Here is a 16,879-nt window from a genome sequence, read left to right as displayed (position 1 = left end):
GATATAACTCCGTCGGTCGGCGGCGTTCCGCGCCGCGATTCCGACGCTCGGCTCGTCGTCGCGAAGTCGCCGGGAAAAAGGCCGCAAACCGCGTCACACGTCGGCGCTGTGCGTCGTGCGCCGGTGTGCGCTCACTGGAACGTGCGCCCGACTTCGGCTTCGGGTTCGCGTTCCACGTCGCTCTTCTGGAACCGCTCTTCGATCTCCTCGTAGCGGCGGCGCGTCTCCTGCGTGACGCTGGGGTTGACCTCTTCGAGGGCCGCCTCGAAGTGGTCCATCGTGACGCGAACGTTGCCGATGGACTCGTCGACTTCCTCGGGACTCACGCTGCGGATGAACTCCCGACTGGCGGCCATCGACGCCTCGCGGCAGACCGCCTCGATGTCGGCGCCGACGTATCCCTCGGTCTTGCGCGCGAGTTGGTCGAGGTCGACGTCGTCGGCCAGCGGTTTGTGCTCGGTGTGGACCGCGAAGATGGCGCGGCGAGCGTCCTCGTCGGGCACCGGCACGTGGACGTGCCTGTCCAGACGGCCCGGGCGGAGCAGCGCCGAGTCGATGAGGTCCGGCCGGTTCGTCGTGGCGACGACGACGACGTCCTCGAGCGATTCGAGGCCGTCGAGTTCCGTCAGCAGTTGCGAGACGACGCGTTCGGAGACGCCCGAGTCGCCGGTGTTGCGCCCGCGTTCGGTCGCGATGGAGTCTATCTCGTCGAAGAACACCACCGTCGGCGCGTTCTCGCGAGCCTTCTTGAATATCTCGCGGACGCCCTTCTCGGACTCGCCGACGAACTTGTTGAGCAGTTCCGGCCCCTTCACCGAGATGAAGTTGGACTCGGACTCGTTGGCGACGGCCTTCGCCAGCAGGGTCTTCCCCGTGCCCGGCGGGCCGTAGAGCATGACGCCCTTGGCGGACTGCATGTCCATCTGCTCGAACACCTCGGGATACTCCAGCGGCCACTGGATGGTCTCGCGGAGTCGCTCCTTGGTGTCTTCGAGTCCGCCCACGTCTTCCCACGTCACGTCGGGGACTTCGACGAACACCTCGCGGAGCGCGGAGGGTTCGATGCCCTTCAGCGCGTCCTTGAAGTCGTCCTCGGTGACCTCCAGCGACTCGAGGAGGTCGGTGTCGATCTCCTCCTCTTCGAGGTCCAACTGCGGGCGGATGCGCCGGAGCGCGTTCATCGCGGCCTCTTTGGCGAGGTTCTCGATGTCCGCGCCGACGAAGCCGTGGGTGATGTCCGCGTACTCGTCGAGGTCGACGCCCTCGGCGGTCGGCATGCTGCGCGTGTGGACCTGGAGGATCTCTTTGCGGCCCTCGCGGTCCGGGACGCCGATTTCGATCTCGCGGTCGAACCGACCGCCGCGGCGGAGCGCGGGGTCGATGGCGTCCACGCGGTTGGTCGCGCCGATGACGACGACTTCGCCGCGTTCGTCCAGCCCGTCCATCAGGCTGAGCAGTTGGGCGACGACGCGGCGTTCCACGTCACCGCCGGCCTCGCCGCGCTTGGGCGCGATGGAGTCTATCTCGTCGATGAAGACGATGGCGGGGGCGTCCTCCTCGGCTTCCTCGAATATCTCGCGGAGTTGCTCTTCGGACTCCCCGTAGTACTTCGACATGATCTCCGGGCCGGAGATGGTGTGGAAGCCGGCGTCTATCTCGTTGGCGACGGCCTTCGCGATGAGCGTCTTCCCGGTGCCCGGCGGGCCGTGCAGGAGCACGCCCTTCGGCGGTTCGATGCCGAGGCGCTTGAACAGTTCCGGGTGCCGCATCGGGAGTTCGATCATCTCCCGGACCTGCTCTAGCTCGCGGTCGAGGCCGCCGATGTCCTCGTACGTCACGGAGGGGCCTTCGCCGGTGTCGCCCTCGGCCCCGCCCTGAATCTCCTCGGCGGGCTTCTGGCTGATCTGGACGTCCGTCGAGTCGGTGATGACGACGGTTCCGCTCGGCTGCGTGGAGGCTATCTTGACGGGGACCGACTGGTTCGAGGAGGTCATGAAGCCGAACCCGAGGGGGAGCTGGATGCTCTGCCCTTTGGTGACGGGCTGGCCGGAGAGCTTGTCCCGGATGTAGGTGCCCACGTTGCCGCCGATGCGGAGGTTCTGCGGCAGGGCGATGGAGACGGTCTTGGCCGGCTTCACGTCCGCGCGCTCGACCTGCACGCGGTCGTCGATGCCGACGTTCGCCTGCTGGCGGAGTCGGCCGTCGATACGGATGACGCCGGTGCCGCGGTCTTCGGGGTAACCGGGCCACACGCGGGCGATGGCGGTGCCGCCGTCGCCTTCGATGCGGATGTAGTCGCCGCCTTCGAGACCGAGTTCTTCGGCGGCGTCGCGGTCGATAGCTGCGAGTCCTCGACCGGCGTCTTTCTGCTTCAGGGGTTTGACGATGAGCTTCATTTCTGGACGGTGATGGTGAGTACGCCGTTGTTCGTCGTGACCGATGCGTCCTCACCCGGAAGTTCGAATTCCGTTTCGGTAACTCTGTCGCCCGTCTCGGTGACGACGATGGCGGTCGTGCCCACGATGTCCACGTCCACCTCGTCGCCGAACGAATCGAGGTCGGCGGCGACGACCCAGCTGTCTTCGTACTCGTAGCGGCGGAGGAATCGCTCGTTACCGCCGACGAACTGTTGGGTACTCATGATGCTTCCTAACCACAGGTAATTCACTTAAGTATTTAAATCTATCGCTGGTTGACCGCTGTACGGGGGAGCGTCTAGACTGCAACGGTTGAATTGCGGTTCACACCGAACGGCGGCGACCGACGCATCCCCGCCACCGTCCGCACCGCCGTGTGAGATTTATCACCGAACGACGTGAACGTGAGCTATGGACACCGTCACACACCACGGCCGCGAGACGGCGTATCGTTTCTCCGACCGCGGCGCGGCGGGACCGACGCTCCTGTTCGTCCACGGGAGCGGTGGGTCCCACACAGTCTGGAAGTCGCAGTTCCGCCTCGCCGACGAGTTTCCCGTCGCCACGCTCGACTTGAGCGGGCACGGCGAGAGCGACGACGTCGACGCCGAACCGGGGTACGAGGCGCGTTCGGCCTACGTGGACGACGTCGTCGCCGTCGCCGAGGCGGTGGACGCGTCCGTGTTGGTCGGAAATTCGCTCGGCGGTGCCGTAACGCTCACGGCCGTCCTCGAACGCGAACTCGACGTGTCGGGACTCGTCCTCGCGGGCACGGGCGCGAAACTGGCCGTCCTCGACGACCTCTTGGCGTGGCTGGCCGACGACTTCCCGCGCGCCGTGGAGTTTCTCCACCAGCCGGACCGCCTGTTTCACGACCCCGAGGGCGACTTCGCGACGTTCTCCGCGGAGGCGATGTACGACGTGGGACGCGCGGTGACCGAACGCGACTTCCGCACCTGCCACGCGTTCGACGTTCGCGGCGAACTCGACGAGATAGCCGTCCCGACGCTCGCCCTCGTCGGCGAACACGACCGACTCACGCCCCGGTCGTACCACGAGTACCTCTGCGAGGAGATACCCGACTGCGAACTCGGAGAGGTGGAGGGCGCCGCCCACCTCGCGATGCTGGAGCGACCCGAGGCGTTCAACGGCGCGATTCGGGACTTCGTGGACCGGCGGGTCGCCGAGTAGCCGGGGGGCCGCGTCGAGAACAGTCGGTCGGACTCAGTACAGGTCGTCCAGTTCGTCGGCGACGTGGCTGTGTTCCTCGGCGGGGAACGCGCCGGACTCGACCTCCTCGCGGTAGGCCGCCATCGCGCCCCGCATCTGTTCGCGGAGGTCGCCGTACTGCTTGGCGAACGGCGGCGCGGACGGGGAGAGACCGAGCACGTCGTCCACCACCAGCACCTGCCCGTCGCAGTCCGGCCCCGCCCCGATGCCGATGGTCGGGACGGAGACGGCGTCCGTGACCTGCGCCGCGAGGTTCGCGGGGACGTGTTCGAGGACGAGACAGAACGCGCCGGCGTCCTCGTGCTTTCTCGCCAGGTCGAGGATGCGGTGGCCCTCGTCGCGCGTCGTCCCCTGCCGGGCGTAGCCCGTCTCCTTCATCCGCTGGGGGGTGAGGCCGAGGTGAGCCATGACGGGAATCCCGAGTTGGACGAGGCGTTCGGTGAGTTCGACCGTGTGGTCGCCCGACTCCAACTTGACGGCGTCCGCGTCCGCCTCCTTCAGCATGCGGCCGCAGTTCTCGATGCTCTCGGCCTCTTCCACGCCGACGGAGAGGAACGGCATGTCGGCGACGACGAGGGCCTCGTCTGCGCCGCGCGCGACGGCGGCCGTGCGCGACGCCACGTCGTCCACCGTGACCGGGAGCGTCGTGTCGTATCCGAGGTCGGTGTTACCCATGCTGTCGCCGACGAGGAGCACGTCGATGCCCGCCTCGTCGGCCACCGCCGCGGTCGTGGCGTCGTAAGCGGTCAGCATCGTAATCGGCGTCGTCCCCGCCTTCTCGCGCACGTCGCGTACCGTGGTCATACCAATCGCTGCCCTCCCCACCGCGTTAAATCGCTCGTTGTCGGCCGTCCACGCGGCGCAGTCGTTCTCCCGTCGTGCCGGTCCTCGGTCGCCCGTCCGCACGTCGAACCCCCGCGCGCCGAACTCCCGCACGTCGAACTCCCGCACGGCGACCGCCCGGACGCCGGCGCGCGCCGGAAAACCGGCACGCATTAGCCCCTACCGACCAACGTTCGGGCGTGTCACGCGTGGAACGAACGAATCCCGAGGGCGTCGACTACGGCTGGGTGATGCAGACGACGTTCGTCGTCACCATCCTCGTCGGGTCGCCCACCGTCGCCGCGCTCTCGCTCGTCTACACCCTCCCGACGTGGGCGGCGCGCGCCTCCTTCGCCATCCGCGTCGGCGCCGTGGTCTGGATACTCACCGCCGTCGCCGTCTTCGTCTACGCCAAGCGGACGGACGCGGGGGACGGCGGCACTTCGTCCGAGGCGGGCGTCGAGACGGACGACTGAGCGCGCGGCGGTCCGGCCGGACCCGGTGCGGAACCGGCGCGAGACGCTTCCCGGAAGCTCTTTGTCCCGACTCCGTGACCTGCGGGTATGATAGACGACACGATAGAGGAGATACGGGAGATGCAGACACACAGTTCCTCCGTCGTCGCCGTCAAGGCCACCCGGGCGCTGACGGAACTGCTCGACCGCGACCACGCGACGGTCGAGGAGTACGAGCGTGACCTGGAGCGGAACGTCGGCGCGCTGAAGCGTGCGAACCCATCGCACGCGTCGCTCCACAACGCGATGGAGGCGGTCGTGGAGGGCGTCGTGGGGGAGGCGTCCACGGTGGACGAGGCGAAGGCACTCACCGAGGAGACCATCGAACGCGTCGTCGCGGACGTGGAGAACGGGAAGTCGCAGGCGGCCGCCCACGCCGCGGAGACGTTCGAGGACGGCGAGACGTTCCTCACTCACGACTACTCCTCGACGGTGCTGGAGGCCGTCGAAGCCGCCGCCGCCGCCGGCACGCACCTGACCGCCTACGTGACCGAGGCGCGCCCGCGCTACCTCGGTCGGAAGACGGCGCGGACGCTCTCGGGCGTGGACCGCGTCGAACCCCACCTGATGGTCGACGGCGCGGCCGGCATCTTCCTCGAGGACTGCGACCGGGTGGTCGTCGGCATGGACTGCATCGTCGGCGACACCCTCTACAACCGCGTCGGCACGTTCCCCATCGCCGCCACCGCCGCGCAATTGGACGTGCCCGTCACCGTCGTCGGGTCGGGCGCGAAGGTGGTCGAGGGCGGGTTCGTCTTCGAGAACGAGATTCGCTCCTCGGCGGAGGTGTCGCTCGAACCCGTCGAGGACGTGTTCATCGAGAACCCCGCCTACGACGCCACCCCGATGACCCTCGTCGACCAGGTCATCACCGACGACGGCATCCTCCACTTCGACGTGTAGTTCGGCCGCGGGTGCGACGACGCCGGACGCGGCGGGTGCGGCGACGTGTTCTCCCGGTGTTGCCGCCGCCCGCGTCGTCGCTGCCCGCGCCATCGTCTCTCTCTCGTCCGACGGTCCTCGCGCGAACCCGGTTTTGTCTCGGCGGATAGCGAACGTGACCGTGCTCGAATCACGCGCCTCGCCGGCGGACCGTTCGGCGTCCGTCGCGTCCTCGAGGCCGTCGTCGCCGCCGGTCCGCCGTTACCGGCAGCGATAGCCACATTCTCGGCACCGTCGTCGCCGGTCACGTCGCCGCCCCGTCGGTTCGGGCAGACGGTTCCGGTTCTCGGGACTGATACTCGGGACCGAGGGTTATTTTGGCATGGTACCGTCGGGGGCGCTATGGGAATCGCACATCTGGTCGAGCACCTCCGGTCAGAACTCCACGAGGACCTGCGTCTGTGCGTGGAGTACGCGGACGAGGAGGTCCAACCGCACTATCTCCGGTCCGACGTGGACCCCGCCGCGGCGCGCGAACACGCGCATCTCATTCGACGGTTCTACATCGGTCAGGAGTCGGTCCGGCGTCACGAGAAACAGCCGTCGGGCCCGGGCAGTCTCCGCGGGTCGGTCCACTACTTCGAGGAACTGGTCGCCGTCGTCGTCCCGTTGCCCACCGACGCCACCATCGGCGTGTTCCTCGACGGCGACTCGGCGGCGATTCCCGAACCGCGCCTCTCGCGGTGGTCGAACGAGTGGGCGCAGAAGGCGACGGACTGCGTTCGCTGACCGCCCGCGGGAGCGAAGTCGCTTCGGCCGTTCCGGCCGCCTACAGCGACACCCACTCGCCGCCGTCGTCGGAGCGTTCGACGGCGTCCAGAATCCGCTGGACCGCGTAGCCGTCCTCGAACGACGGGGCGAACGACTCGCCGTCGCGGACGGCCGAGAGGAACTCGTAGTTCTCGTGGACGAACGTGTGCTCCCAGCCGAGGACGTGCCCCGGCGGCCACCAGTGGTCGAGGTACGGGTCGTCGCCGTCGGTGACGAGAATCGTCTCGTACCCCCGGTGGTCGGCCGCCTTGTACTCCAGTTCGTTCAGCCGTTCCAGCGAGAACTTCAGGCTGCCCTCGGTGCCGTGGATGCGGATGGTGTGGTCGTTCTTGTGCCCGTCGGCGACGCGCGACGCCTCGAACGTCCCCATCGCGCCGTTCTCGAACGTCGCCTGCGCGGAGTAGGCGTCGTCCACCGTCACCGGGCGCGTCCCCTCGCCGCCCTCGACCGGTCGCTCGTCGACGAACGTCTGGAGGTTGCCGGAGACGCGTTCGAAGTCGCCGGCGGCGTCGCCGACGAGGAAGCGCGCCAGGTCGATGGTGTGCGCGCCGAGGTCACCCAGCGCGCCGCTTCCGGCCATCTCCTCGTCGTTGCGCCACGACCACGGCGCGTCGGCGTCGGTCAGCCAGTCCTGCATGTAACTCCCGCGGACGTGCCGAATCTCGCCGAGTTCGCCGTCGTCGATGAGCCCCTTCGCGTAGCGAATCGCCGGCACGAAGCGGTAGTTGAACGCGCACCCCGCTATCGCCTCGGAGTCGGCGGCGGCGGCGCGCATCTCCTCGGCTTCGTCCAGCGTCGGCGCGAGCGGTTTCTCGCAGAAGACGGGCGTGTCGGCTTCCAGCGCGGCTATCGACGGTTCCGAGTGGACGTGGTTCGGCCCGAGGTTGTAGAAGGCGTCCACCTCGTCGACGACGGACTCCCAGTCGGTCGCGGTGTGTTCGAACCCCAACTCGTCGGCGGCGTCGGCGAGGGCTTCCTCGTCGCGCCCGATGAGCGTGTGGCGGTGCACGTCGGGGGCGTCCGGGAAGAACATCGGGAGACGCGCCAGCGCGTTCGAGTGGGCTTTGCCCATGAACCGGTAGCCGAGTACGGCGACGTCGAGCGTCATGGGCGGCGGTTCTCCGCCGACCGACTTAGGGGTTCGTGGTCCGCCTCGACGGCCGCGTTACTCCGCCCAGTAGGCGTCGCCGGGCGTCGTGTCGAAGACGGCGCGTCCGAGGACGTCCACGGCCTTCTCCAGTCCCTCGCGCGAGGAGGTGAGCGAGTCCTCGTGTTCGATGGAGAGGGCGCCCTCGTAGCCGACCATCCGGAGCGTCGAGACGACGTCCTTCCAGTGGCTCTCGCCGTGGCCGTAGCCGATGGAGCGGAACAGCCACGAGCGGTTCGCCTCGTCGGTGTAGTCCGTGGTGTCGAGGACGCCCTTGACGCGTGACTCGGGTTCGTACACCTTCGTGTCCTTCGCGTGGAAGTGGTGGATGGCGTCCTCCTCGCCGAGGAAGCGGATGGCGTCCGTGACTTCGATGCCCTGCCAGTAGAGGTGCGAGGGGTCGAAGTTCGCGCCGACCCGTTCGTTCGTCGCCTCGCGCAGTTTCAGCATCCCCGTCGGCTCGTAGACGAGCATGTTCGGGTGCATCTCGATGGCGATGTCGACGCCGTGCTCGTCGGCGAACTCGGCCACGTCGGACCAGTACTCCGTCGCCACCTCCCACTGGTACTCGTGGGCGTCGGCGTGTTCGGACGGCCACGGCGCGGTGATCCAGTTCGGCACCTCGTCGTCGGGGCCGCCCGCCGGGAGCCCCGAGAAGCAGGTGACCGTGTTCACGTCCAACTGCGCGGCGAGTTCGATGGCCTCGCGGAGTTCGGTGTCGGCCGTCTCGGCCTCCTCGTCGTCCGGGTGCAGCGGGTTGTTGTGCGTCGCCAGCGCGCTCACCTGCATGTCGTGTTCGGCCAACAGGTCGTGCAACTCCTCCTGCTTCGACTCGTCGTCGAGGTAGGCGGTCCGGTCGAGGTGGTCGTCGCCGGGGAAGCCGCCGACGCCGAGTTCGACGCCCTGCACGCCGATGTCGTCCAGATACGAGAGCGCGTCGGCGAGCGATTCGCCTCCGAGCGGAACGGTAAGTACGCCGATGTACATAGTGGGAGCCACAGGCGGCGTTCGATTAAATCTTGAGGATGCGTCTCCGCCCGCCCCCGAGGAGCGTTCCCGACGACGGAACGGTATACAGCCTTTTATCCTTCAGGAACAGAGTTGGAAATATGCCGACGTACATCGCGCACGTCGACGTCGACGAGGCCGAGTACCAGAACCCGCAGGAACTCGTCTCCATCTGGGGGACCGTCCGCGAGGACGTCCAGCAACTCGGCGGCGAGATGCTCGACACCCACGCGGTCCTCGGTCCCTACGACTTCGACGTCCGCTTCCGAGTCGAGGACGACGACGCCGCGTTCCGCGTGACGCAGACCATCGAGCGTCACGGACTCGACACGGAGACGCTCCAGGCGCTTCCGGTGGAACGACTGGGAGAGTTGGTCGACGACGTCTGAGGCGCGTTCGCGTTCGCTACCGTCGGAACAGGTCGGAGAACTTCTCGCGGATGCTCGCTTTCTCGCCGAGGCGGAGGTAGTAGGCGTCGCCGCCGTCCTCGTAGTAGTTGCCTATCTTGCGCTGTATCTCGAAGCCGATGTGCTCGTAGAACGAGAGGGCGTCCTCGTTCGTCGTCCGGGCGTGACAGGAGACCGAGCGGTGGTCGCGGGCGACTTCGGCGACGAGTCGCTTGCCGTAGCCCTTCCCGCGGGCCTCGGGGGCGACGGCGAGAAACAGGATGTAGCCGTCGCGTCGCGTGGAGGCGAACCCCATGAGCGTGTCGTCCTCGAAGAACAGGTGCGTCGTCGCGCGGCGGTAGGCGTCCATGAAGAAGCCGCGTCGCTGCTTCAGCACGCCCTCGGACGTCCGGATGCGCTCTTTGAGTTCCCACGCCTCCTCGGCGTGTTCGGCGGACCCGGGTTCGTCCACTCGCTTCTCCACGTTGACGCTCACACCGACCGGTAGAGTGGTCACAAATATAACTCCACCGTCGTCGTCAGCGAGTCACGAAGGTTCGTCGGGGCGGGAAGTCGGGCCGTCGTGGCCGGCGGCGGCGCCGTCTCTTTCCGTCTCCATTCCCGCCGTCGTCCCCTTCTGTCGCCGGCCCCATCGCCCTCACCGAGGGCGGCGAACCGGCGCGCCGACCGGAAGAGAGAGGGCGGCGGCGACAAAGACCACACGGCATGAGCTTCGAACTCCGCGACCACACCGCCGACGTGGCCGTCGCCGCGTCCGCGCCGACGCTCGATGCGCTGTTCGCCGCCGTCGCCGACGGACTCGCGGCGGCCGGGTGCGACGCGATTCCCGAGGCGGGTGGGGACCGCTTCGCGGTCGACGTCGACGCCGAGAGCGTCGAGGCCCTCCTGTTCGACTACCTCGACGAACTCATCTTCGAACGCGACGTTCGCGCCGTACTCCCGGTGGACAACGAGGCGTCTGTACGCCGAAGCGACGGCGCGTGGACGCTCTCGGGGTCCGCCCGCGGCGTCCCCCTCGACGCCGTGGACGCCCGGGAGGTGAAGGCCGTCACGTACTCCGAGATGCGCGTCGAGGAGACCGACGACGGCTGGGAGGCGTACGTCGTCTTCGACGTCTGAACCGGCGGCCGGATTCGTCTGTATCGTCCGTTATCTACATTTTTACGGCCGCTGCGTCCGGAATTCCTCCGACGAGCTTACCCGTCGTCGGTCGAAGCTCCGAACATGGAGCAACGCCAGTTCGCGGCCCGAGTCGGGTCGCTCGCAGCGGTGCTGACGCTCGCCATCGTCCTCACGACGGGACGGGTGAGCGCGCACGTGAAGTACGTGACGCCGGGGAGCGACCCCGTCGAAGTCGTGGCGTTCCTGGTGACGGCGCTGTCGGACCCGTTCACGCTCGCCGTCCTCGCGGCCGGCGGCGTCGCCGTCGCCGCCGGCGCGACGCTCTACCTCCGCCTCCGACCCGCCCGCCGCGACGTGGCCGTGTTCCGCGAGACGATGACCAGCTATCGCGACCTCCTGCCGTGGCTGCTGCGTCTGAGCATCGGGCTTCCGCTGGTCGGGGCTGGCTTCTCCGGCTACTTCTTCAGCCCCGTCGTCCAGACGACGGTTCCGACGTTCACCCGCCTGTTCGGCATCGGCGTCGGCTTCCTCCTCCTGTTCGGCTTCGGCACGCGCCTCGTCGCGGCCGCCGGACTCCTCGCGTACCTCGTCGGCCTCGCCTTCGAACCGGCGCTGTTCCTCGCGTTCGAGTACGTCCCCGGCCTCCTCGCCATCGCCCTCCTCGGCGGCGGGCGGCCGAGCGCCGACCACCTCGTGTCCCGTCTCGCCGCCGCCGACACCGTCTACTCGCGCATCGACCCCTTCTATCGCGTCGTCGCCGTCCCGTTCGTCCGCCGGGTCCAGCCGTACACCTCGCTCGTCCCCGTCGTCCTGCGCGTCGGTCTCGGCGTCTCGTTCGTCTACCTCGGCGTCGGACAGAAACTGATGAACCCTGGGGAAGCGCTCGCCGTCGTCGCGAAGTACGACCTCACCGGCGTCGTCCCCGTCGCGCCCGAACTGTGGGTCGTCGGCGCCGGACTCACGGAGGTTCTCGTCGGCGTCGCCCTCCTGTTCGGCGCGTTCACGCGCGGGGCCGCCGCCGTCTCCTTCCTCCTGTTCACGACCACCCTCTTCGGCCTCCCGGACGACCCGGTACTCGCGCACGTCTCGCTGTTCGGTCTGGTCTCGGCGCTCCTGATTACGGGCGCCGGCAGGTTCTCCGTCGACGCGCGACTCCGCGACGCCGCGGCGGAGTCGGGCCGCGAAGACCCGCCCGTGTCTGCCGACTGAGAAGTGAAGAGAGCGCCTTCGGCCCGGAAGGGAGCGACCGAGAACGTCTCCGACGGAATATATTGTCGAAATGCTGAGAAGAGTATATGAGGGCCGACGGTGACCCCCCGACTGGCGGGGACGGAGCAACCCAATGAGAGACCGACAGGGCGAGACTACCCACAGGACCGCCGAGGTCAGACGATGTGCACGGTGTGGCGAGACGACGGCACACCGAACGTCGATTCGCATCGAAGAGAACGCGAGCCGAGAGGACGTTCAGGCAGAGAACGAGAAGTTCTCCCGACAGCCGTACGTCGTGTACTGCTGTTCGGACTGCGGTCGTTCGGTCACGGAACAGGTGTCGTAGCGGTCCCCGTCCGAGCCGACGGGAGCGTCTGCCCCGCGCAGACGTCGGCCTTTTTTCGCCGTTCCCCGTCGTGCCGACACCCACCCCGGAGACGAGCGTGCAGGGACGGAATCCTATTGAGTCAGCCCGCCGAACCGTCTCACATGAGCGACGACGACGTGAAAGAGTTCGGAGACGTTCGCCTCGAACGCGTCCGCGAGTACGTCTGGGAGATGCCGCGCGAGGGGGAGATGCGCGTGCCCGCCCGCGTCCTCGCCAGCGAGGAACTCCTCGAACAGATTCGACAGGACAAGACGCTCGAACAGTTGCGGAACGCCACCCACCTGCCGGGGATGACCAAGCACGCCATCTGCATGCCCGACGGCCACCAGGGGTACGGCTTCCCCGTCGGCGGGGTGGGGGCGACGGACACCGAAGACGGCTGTATCTCCCCCGGGAGCGTGGGATACGACATCAATTGCGGCGTCAGGATGATGCGAACGAACCTGACGTACGACGAACTGCAGGGCAACGAGGAGGAGTTGGTCGAAGCGCTGTTCGCCAACGTCCCCTCCGGACTGGGCGGCGGCGGCATCGTCGAGAGCGACGTGGACACCGTCGAGTCGGTTCTCTCGCGCGGCATGGACTGGGCGCTCGAACACGGCCACGCCGTCGAGGCGGACCTGGCCCACTGCGAGGACGAGGGCTACCGCCCGGACGCCGACCCGAGCGCCGTCTCGCAGAAGGCAAAGGACAGGGGGAAGAACCAACTCGGGAGCCTCGGGTCCGGCAACCACTTCCTCGAAGTTCAGCGCGTGACCGACGTGTTCCGCGAGGGCGTGGCCGGCGAGTTCGGCCTCGAAGAGGACCAGGTGGTCGTCCTCATCCACTGCGGGTCGCGCGGACTGGGCCACCAGGTGTGTTCGGACTACCTCCGGGAGATAGAGAAACGGCACGGTGACCTGCTGGCGTCGCTGCCCGACAAGGAACTGGCCGCCGCGCCCGCGGGGTCGGACCTCGCCGAGGAGTACTACGGCGCGATGTGCGCCGCCATCAACTTCGCGTGGGTGAACCGCCAACTCATCATGCACCGGACGCGCCGCGTGTTCGAACGGGTGTTCGGCCGCGACTGGGAGGCGATGGAGATGGACCTGCTGTACGACGTGGCGCACAACATCGCGAAGAAAGAGGTCCACGAAGTAGAGGGCGAAGAGCGCGAACTGTACGTCCACCGGAAGGGTGCGACGCGCGCGTTCCCCGCCGGGCGCCCCGAACTGCCGGACGCCTACCGCGACGTGGGACAGCCCATCATCATCCCCGGTAGCATGGGCGCAGGCAGTTACGTCCTCCGCGGCGGGGAGAACTCGCTGGACCTCACGTTCGGGTCCACCGCCCACGGCGCGGGGCGGACGATGAGTCGGACGCAGGCCAAGAAGGATTACTGGGGCGAGACGGTCCAGGAGGAACTGCGCGACCAAGAGAAGATATACGTCAAGGCGCAGTCCGGCGCGACGATAGCCGAGGAGGCACCGGGCGTCTACAAGGACGTCGACGAAGTCGTCCGCGTCTCCGACGCCCTCGGCATCGGCGACAAGGTGGCGCGGACGTTCCCCGTCTGCAACATCAAGGGCTGAGCGGTCGCCCCCGCGAACCCGTCCATCTCAGGTCAGCGTCGCCCTCGCCGCGTCGACGCGGTCCTCGCGGCGCTTGTAGAAGTAGTACCCGAGGGCCGCGAGGCCGACGAACGAGGCGGCGACGCCCTCCTGCGGGACGCCGCCCGCGAGGAGCGTCGTCGTCACGTCGGCGAGGCCGAGAGCGACGACGAGCAGACCGCCGCCGAGTATCCACGCGCGGCTATCGGTTCGGAGTCGGTCGTAGTGGCCCGCCTCGATGAGGGCCATCTCCTTCTCGTGTTCGAGTCGGGCGAGGTACACCACGAGGGCGAACGCTCCGAGGAGGAACAGGGCGAACGGAACGAAGAACAACGCGTCTCCGAGTAGCGACTGGATGGGGATTATCATCGTACCTCCCTTTTCGCGCGCCGAGGAGATATAGGCCGCCGTGAGGGGTGTTCGTCCCCGGCGTGGGCGACGCCGTCACGCCGCTACAGGCCGATGTCCACGTACTCCGTCTCGGGGACGGGTTCGACTTCCTCGCCCGCTTCGAACCGAACGAACGAGAGGTAGAAGTCGCCCCCGCACGGCGACTCACGCGTCGGGTGTTCCACGTCGTCGGCGTCGCTTCGGTCGCCCGTCCAGCGCAGGCCCGCCGCGTCGCTCTCGCCGCAGACGAGGTGGACGCCGTCGGCGTCCTCGAACGCCCCCGTCGGGTCGGCGTACTCCCACCCGACCAGCGGGTAGGGGGTGACGGACTTGTCGGCGAGGTAGCCCTCTCGCTGGAGTTCGACGACGGCGCCGCAGTGCGGGCAGTAGTAACTGACCGGATAGCTCATCGAACGGAGGTTAGGGCGTGGCGGACTTAACGCTCGCGTCGTCCGGCGTTCCGAACCGCCGTTCGAGCGCGTGGATACGGGCGGCCGTCGGCGGGTGACTCGCGAACAGGCCGGCGAGTCGACTCCGGACGGACCCGCGGATGCAGAGTGCGGCGGTGGCCGAGTCGGTCGCGGGTTCCCCGCGTCGCCGGGCCGCCGTCTCGATGGTTTTCAGCGCGCTGACGAGGCCGCGATGGTCGCCGACGGCGCGGGCCGCCGCCGCGTCGGCCGCGAACTCGCGGTGCCGCGACAGCGCCATCGTCAACAGGAGGTAGACGTTCGTCGTCGCCACCAGGGCGCCCCCGACGAGGAGCGCCGACGTTCGCTCCCAGTCGACGCCGGAGCGCCCTCGGTCGTTCGACCCCTCGACGAGGACGGCCGCGAGGAGGACGGCGAACGCGGCGGCCGCTGTCACCAGCGTGACGACGACCCGTCGGATGGTCGTCGCGGCCGTCATCAGCACACTGTCGCGGTGTCGCAGGTGCGCGAGTTCGTGCGCGGCGACGCCGACCACCTCGTCGGCGTCGAGTTCGCGGAGCAGTTCCGACGAGAGGACGACGGCGCCCGACCCTCGTCGGCCGACGGCGAAGGCGTTCGGGCCGCCCAGAGAGGCGACATACAGCGTCGGCGTCGCGATGTCCATCTCGTCGGCCAACCGTTCGACGCGCGCGACGAGGCCCGGCGCGTCCGCCGCGTCTATCGCCGCGGCGTCCACGCCGTCGAGCGTCGAGCGGACTCCGAACGCGTACTGGACGCCGCCGAGGGCGACGGTGCCGACCACGACGGCACCCGCGACGCCGACCGGGTTAGTCACGTCGTGGGTGCCGAACAGGAGGTACAGTATCGCGCCGACGGGAGCGCCGAGAAGCAGTGCGACGACCGCGCCCATCCGCAGGTAGAGACCGACGGAGACGGCGCGATCGCGACCGACGTGCCGAGCCGACTGTGACATCGGTCGGAGGTACAGACAGTATGGATATCAAACTGTTCGTCGCTCACACGCCGGACGGCCCGTCGCCGACGTAGCGGAAGGCGACGCCCGCGCGTTCGGCCGTCAGTTCGTCGCGCCGCGAGTCGCCGACGAATACGGCCTCCTCGGGCGCGGCGTCCATGCGGCGGAGCGTCTCCAGCAGGGGTTCGGGGTCGGGCTTCCGCGTCGCCACGGAGTCGCGGCCGACGACGGCGTCCGCGTGCGAGGTCAGGTCGTGCGCGTCGAGGGCGACGCGACAGGCCGCCTCGCAGTTGAGCGAGCAGACCCCCTCGGCGTCGAACGCCCCCATCCGGTCGGCGCAGGCGAGTCGCGTCGAGCGTCGGGCCCCCTCTCGTTCGTGGTCGGCGATGACGGCTTCGACGTCGTCGCGCATCCCCTCGGCATCCGCGAGGTCCAGCATCGCCCACAGGTCCATGCCGTCGGCGTCGACGCCGGCCGACCGGAACGTCGCTTCGGCGTCTGTGGCGACGGCCTCCCAGTCCACCGCCAGGTGGACGAGCGTTCCGTCGAGGTCCCACACCACCGCGTCGAACGCCGCGGCGTCGAGTCCGTCTGGTCGGTCTGCGTTCGGCATCACCGGGCGCTTCGGTCCCTGCGCGAAAGACCGCTTCGGTCGAACTTTTCAGTCTGGACGCCCGAGTGGAGCTATGACCGAACTCGCCGGTCACCACCGACGGACCGCGTTCGACCGCCTCGGCCGCCAGCGACGGCGTCGGTGCCGGGGAGACGAGGGCGCGACGAGTTCGGGTAGCCGACGCGCGTTCCGGCGCGGCGCACGAACCGGCGAGACGCGAACCGACGCGGTTGTCCGACGGGTGAACGACCGTGTCCGAGCGTAGTGGCTCTCGGGGCGTCCTCGGCCGCCTGCGCGACGCGGTGTGCCGCGTCCGCGAGGACGTGGCCGCGATACGGGACCGCGACCCGGCGGCGGGCGGGACGCTCGACGTCCTCCTGTTCTACCCGGGGATGACCGCGGTGTGGGCCCACCGGGTCGCACACGCGCTCTGGCGGCGGAACCACCGCTTCGGCGCGCGCGCCCTCTCGCACCTCGTCCGACTGCTCACCGCCGTCGAGATTCACCCCGGCGCGGAACTGGGCCGCCGCGTCACCATCGACCACGGCGCGGGCGTCGTCGTCGGCGAGACGGCCGAACTCGGCGACGACGTGCACCTGTACCACGGCGTGACCCTCGGCGCGAACCGGCCGCAACCGGGGAAGCGACACCCGACGGTCGAGGCGAACGTCGTCCTCGGGGCGAATTCGACCGTCGTCGGGCCCGTCACCGTCGGCGAACGAGCGGTCGTCGGTGCGGGCGCCGTCGTCACCGACGACGTCCCCGCGAGCGCGACGATGGTCGGCAACCCGGCGGAACGCGTCGACGGCGTGCGAGCGGTGGCCGACGACGACGAGGGCGGTGCCGTCGGAGGGGCCGCCACCGCGGACGCGGACGGTACGGATGTGGGCGGCGCGGACGCTGAC

19 protein-coding genes and 1 pseudogene are annotated in these 16,879 nt (G+C 68.7%); 10 read left to right on the top strand and 10 right to left on the bottom strand.

What is annotated here, in order from left to right; genetic code table 11:
- Positions 1-131 precede the first annotated feature (131 nt).
- Both BM310_RS11025 and BM310_RS11020 read right to left on the bottom strand, forming a co-directional pair.
- Entirely contained in the window at positions 132-2,396 is a 2,265-nt protein-coding gene (locus tag BM310_RS11025; protein WP_089807656.1) for a CDC48 family AAA ATPase, read from the bottom strand.
- Positions 2,393-2,641 (bottom strand): Hsp20/alpha crystallin family protein, encoded by a 249-nt coding sequence (locus BM310_RS11020; RefSeq protein ID WP_089807653.1) that lies wholly within the window; start codon positions 2,639-2,641, stop codon positions 2,393-2,395. Before BM310_RS11020 ends, BM310_RS11025 begins: the two co-directional genes overlap by 4 nt.
- 187 nt (positions 2,642-2,828) lie before the next feature.
- Here BM310_RS11020 and BM310_RS11015 point away from each other — a divergent pair, with 187 nt between their 5' ends.
- Entirely contained in the window at positions 2,829-3,608 is a 780-nt protein-coding gene (locus BM310_RS11015) for an alpha/beta fold hydrolase (protein ID WP_089807651.1), read from the top strand.
- A gap of 33 nt (positions 3,609-3,641) precedes the next feature.
- Here the strand turns inward: BM310_RS11015 and panB are convergent, their stop codons facing one another.
- Complete coding sequence (gene panB / locus BM310_RS11010) at positions 3,642-4,451, bottom strand: 3-methyl-2-oxobutanoate hydroxymethyltransferase (RefSeq protein WP_089809175.1); 810 nt, start codon at positions 4,449-4,451, stop codon at positions 3,642-3,644.
- A 218-nt stretch (positions 4,452-4,669) separates the two neighbouring features.
- On the opposite strand from panB, the gene BM310_RS11005 reads away from it, so the two are divergent.
- From BM310_RS11005 to BM310_RS10995, 3 genes are all read left to right on the top strand, one after another.
- Positions 4,670-4,945 carry a DUF5822 domain-containing protein gene (locus BM310_RS11005; RefSeq protein WP_089807649.1) on the top strand — a complete coding sequence of 92 codons (276 nt, stop codon included), beginning with the start codon at positions 4,670-4,672 and terminating at the stop codon, positions 4,943-4,945.
- Between the two features lie 87 nt (positions 4,946-5,032).
- A complete protein-coding gene (locus tag BM310_RS11000) occupies positions 5,033-5,887 on the top strand; it encodes a translation initiation factor eIF-2B (RefSeq protein WP_089807647.1) in 855 nt (284 codons plus the stop codon).
- A 381-nt stretch (positions 5,888-6,268) separates the two neighbouring features.
- A complete protein-coding gene (locus tag BM310_RS10995) occupies positions 6,269-6,655 on the top strand; it encodes a hypothetical protein (protein ID WP_089807645.1) in 387 nt (128 codons plus the stop codon).
- Positions 6,656-6,695: 40 nt separating this feature from the next.
- Here BM310_RS10995 and BM310_RS10990 read toward each other — a convergent pair whose 3' ends face one another.
- Both BM310_RS10990 and BM310_RS10985 read right to left on the bottom strand, forming a co-directional pair.
- The gene (locus tag BM310_RS10990; protein ID WP_089807643.1) at positions 6,696-7,805 is read right to left on the bottom strand and encodes a Gfo/Idh/MocA family protein; all 1,110 of its coding nucleotides are present in this window, start codon (positions 7,803-7,805) and stop codon (positions 6,696-6,698) included.
- Between the two features lie 57 nt (positions 7,806-7,862).
- Positions 7,863-8,831, bottom strand: coding sequence for a sugar phosphate isomerase/epimerase family protein (locus tag BM310_RS10985; protein ID WP_089807641.1), 969 nt, complete (start codon positions 8,829-8,831; stop codon positions 7,863-7,865).
- A 122-nt stretch (positions 8,832-8,953) separates the two neighbouring features.
- Between BM310_RS10985 and BM310_RS10980 the strand changes: the two genes are divergently transcribed.
- Entirely contained in the window at positions 8,954-9,241 is a 288-nt protein-coding gene (locus tag BM310_RS10980; protein WP_089807639.1) for a GYD domain-containing protein, read from the top strand.
- 16 nt (positions 9,242-9,257) lie between these two features.
- Here the strand turns inward: BM310_RS10980 and BM310_RS10975 are convergent, their stop codons facing one another.
- On the bottom strand, positions 9,258-9,734 hold the full coding sequence (locus BM310_RS10975; protein ID WP_089807636.1) for a GNAT family N-acetyltransferase: 477 nt from the start codon (positions 9,732-9,734) through the stop codon (positions 9,258-9,260).
- Between the two features lie 230 nt (positions 9,735-9,964).
- On the opposite strand from BM310_RS10975, the gene BM310_RS10970 reads away from it, so the two are divergent.
- The 4 genes from BM310_RS10970 to BM310_RS10955 all read left to right on the top strand — a co-directional run bounded on the left by BM310_RS10970 (position 9,965) and on the right by BM310_RS10955 (position 13,552).
- Positions 9,965-10,378, top strand: coding sequence for an archease (locus BM310_RS10970; RefSeq protein ID WP_089807634.1), 414 nt, complete (start codon positions 9,965-9,967; stop codon positions 10,376-10,378).
- Between the two features lie 105 nt (positions 10,379-10,483).
- On the top strand, positions 10,484-11,590 hold the full coding sequence (locus tag BM310_RS10965) for a DoxX family protein (protein WP_089807632.1): 1,107 nt from the start codon (positions 10,484-10,486) through the stop codon (positions 11,588-11,590).
- 133 nt (positions 11,591-11,723) lie between these two features.
- Complete coding sequence (locus BM310_RS21990) at positions 11,724-11,939, top strand: DUF7835 family putative zinc beta-ribbon protein (RefSeq protein ID WP_089807630.1); 216 nt, start codon at positions 11,724-11,726, stop codon at positions 11,937-11,939.
- Positions 11,940-12,082: 143 nt separating this feature from the next.
- A complete protein-coding gene (locus BM310_RS10955) occupies positions 12,083-13,552 on the top strand; it encodes an RtcB family protein (RefSeq protein ID WP_089807628.1) in 1,470 nt (489 codons plus the stop codon).
- Positions 13,553-13,579: 27 nt separating this feature from the next.
- Here the strand turns inward: BM310_RS10955 and BM310_RS10950 are convergent, their stop codons facing one another.
- The 4 genes from BM310_RS10950 to BM310_RS10935 form a co-directional block, all read right to left on the bottom strand.
- Positions 13,580-13,936 carry a hypothetical protein gene (locus BM310_RS10950; protein ID WP_177232649.1) on the bottom strand — a complete coding sequence of 119 codons (357 nt, stop codon included), beginning with the start codon at positions 13,934-13,936 and terminating at the stop codon, positions 13,580-13,582.
- 86 nt (positions 13,937-14,022) lie between these two features.
- Positions 14,023-14,370, bottom strand: a complete 348-nt coding sequence (locus BM310_RS10945; RefSeq protein ID WP_089807626.1) for a hypothetical protein — start codon at positions 14,368-14,370, stop codon at positions 14,023-14,025.
- Between the two features lie 10 nt (positions 14,371-14,380).
- Entirely contained in the window at positions 14,381-15,361 is a 981-nt protein-coding gene (locus BM310_RS10940) for a M48 family metallopeptidase (RefSeq protein WP_089807624.1), read from the bottom strand.
- A gap of 43 nt (positions 15,362-15,404) precedes the next feature.
- Positions 15,405-15,974 (bottom strand): HAD family hydrolase, encoded by a 570-nt coding sequence (locus BM310_RS10935; protein ID WP_089807622.1) that lies wholly within the window; start codon positions 15,972-15,974, stop codon positions 15,405-15,407.
- Between the two features lie 290 nt (positions 15,975-16,264).
- Between BM310_RS10935 and cysE the strand changes: the two are divergent.
- A pseudogene (gene cysE, locus BM310_RS10925) lies at positions 16,265-16,780 on the top strand (serine O-acetyltransferase); the annotation flags it as partial.
- Positions 16,781-16,879: the final 99 nt, after the last annotated feature.

It is taken from the genome of Halogeometricum rufum (assembly GCF_900112175.1).
Taxonomy (GTDB): Archaea; Halobacteriota; Halobacteria; order Halobacteriales; family Haloferacaceae; genus Halogeometricum; species Halogeometricum rufum.
The sequence above is the reverse complement of the archived record's forward strand: the minus strand, read 5'-3'. Positions and strand labels throughout refer to the sequence as shown.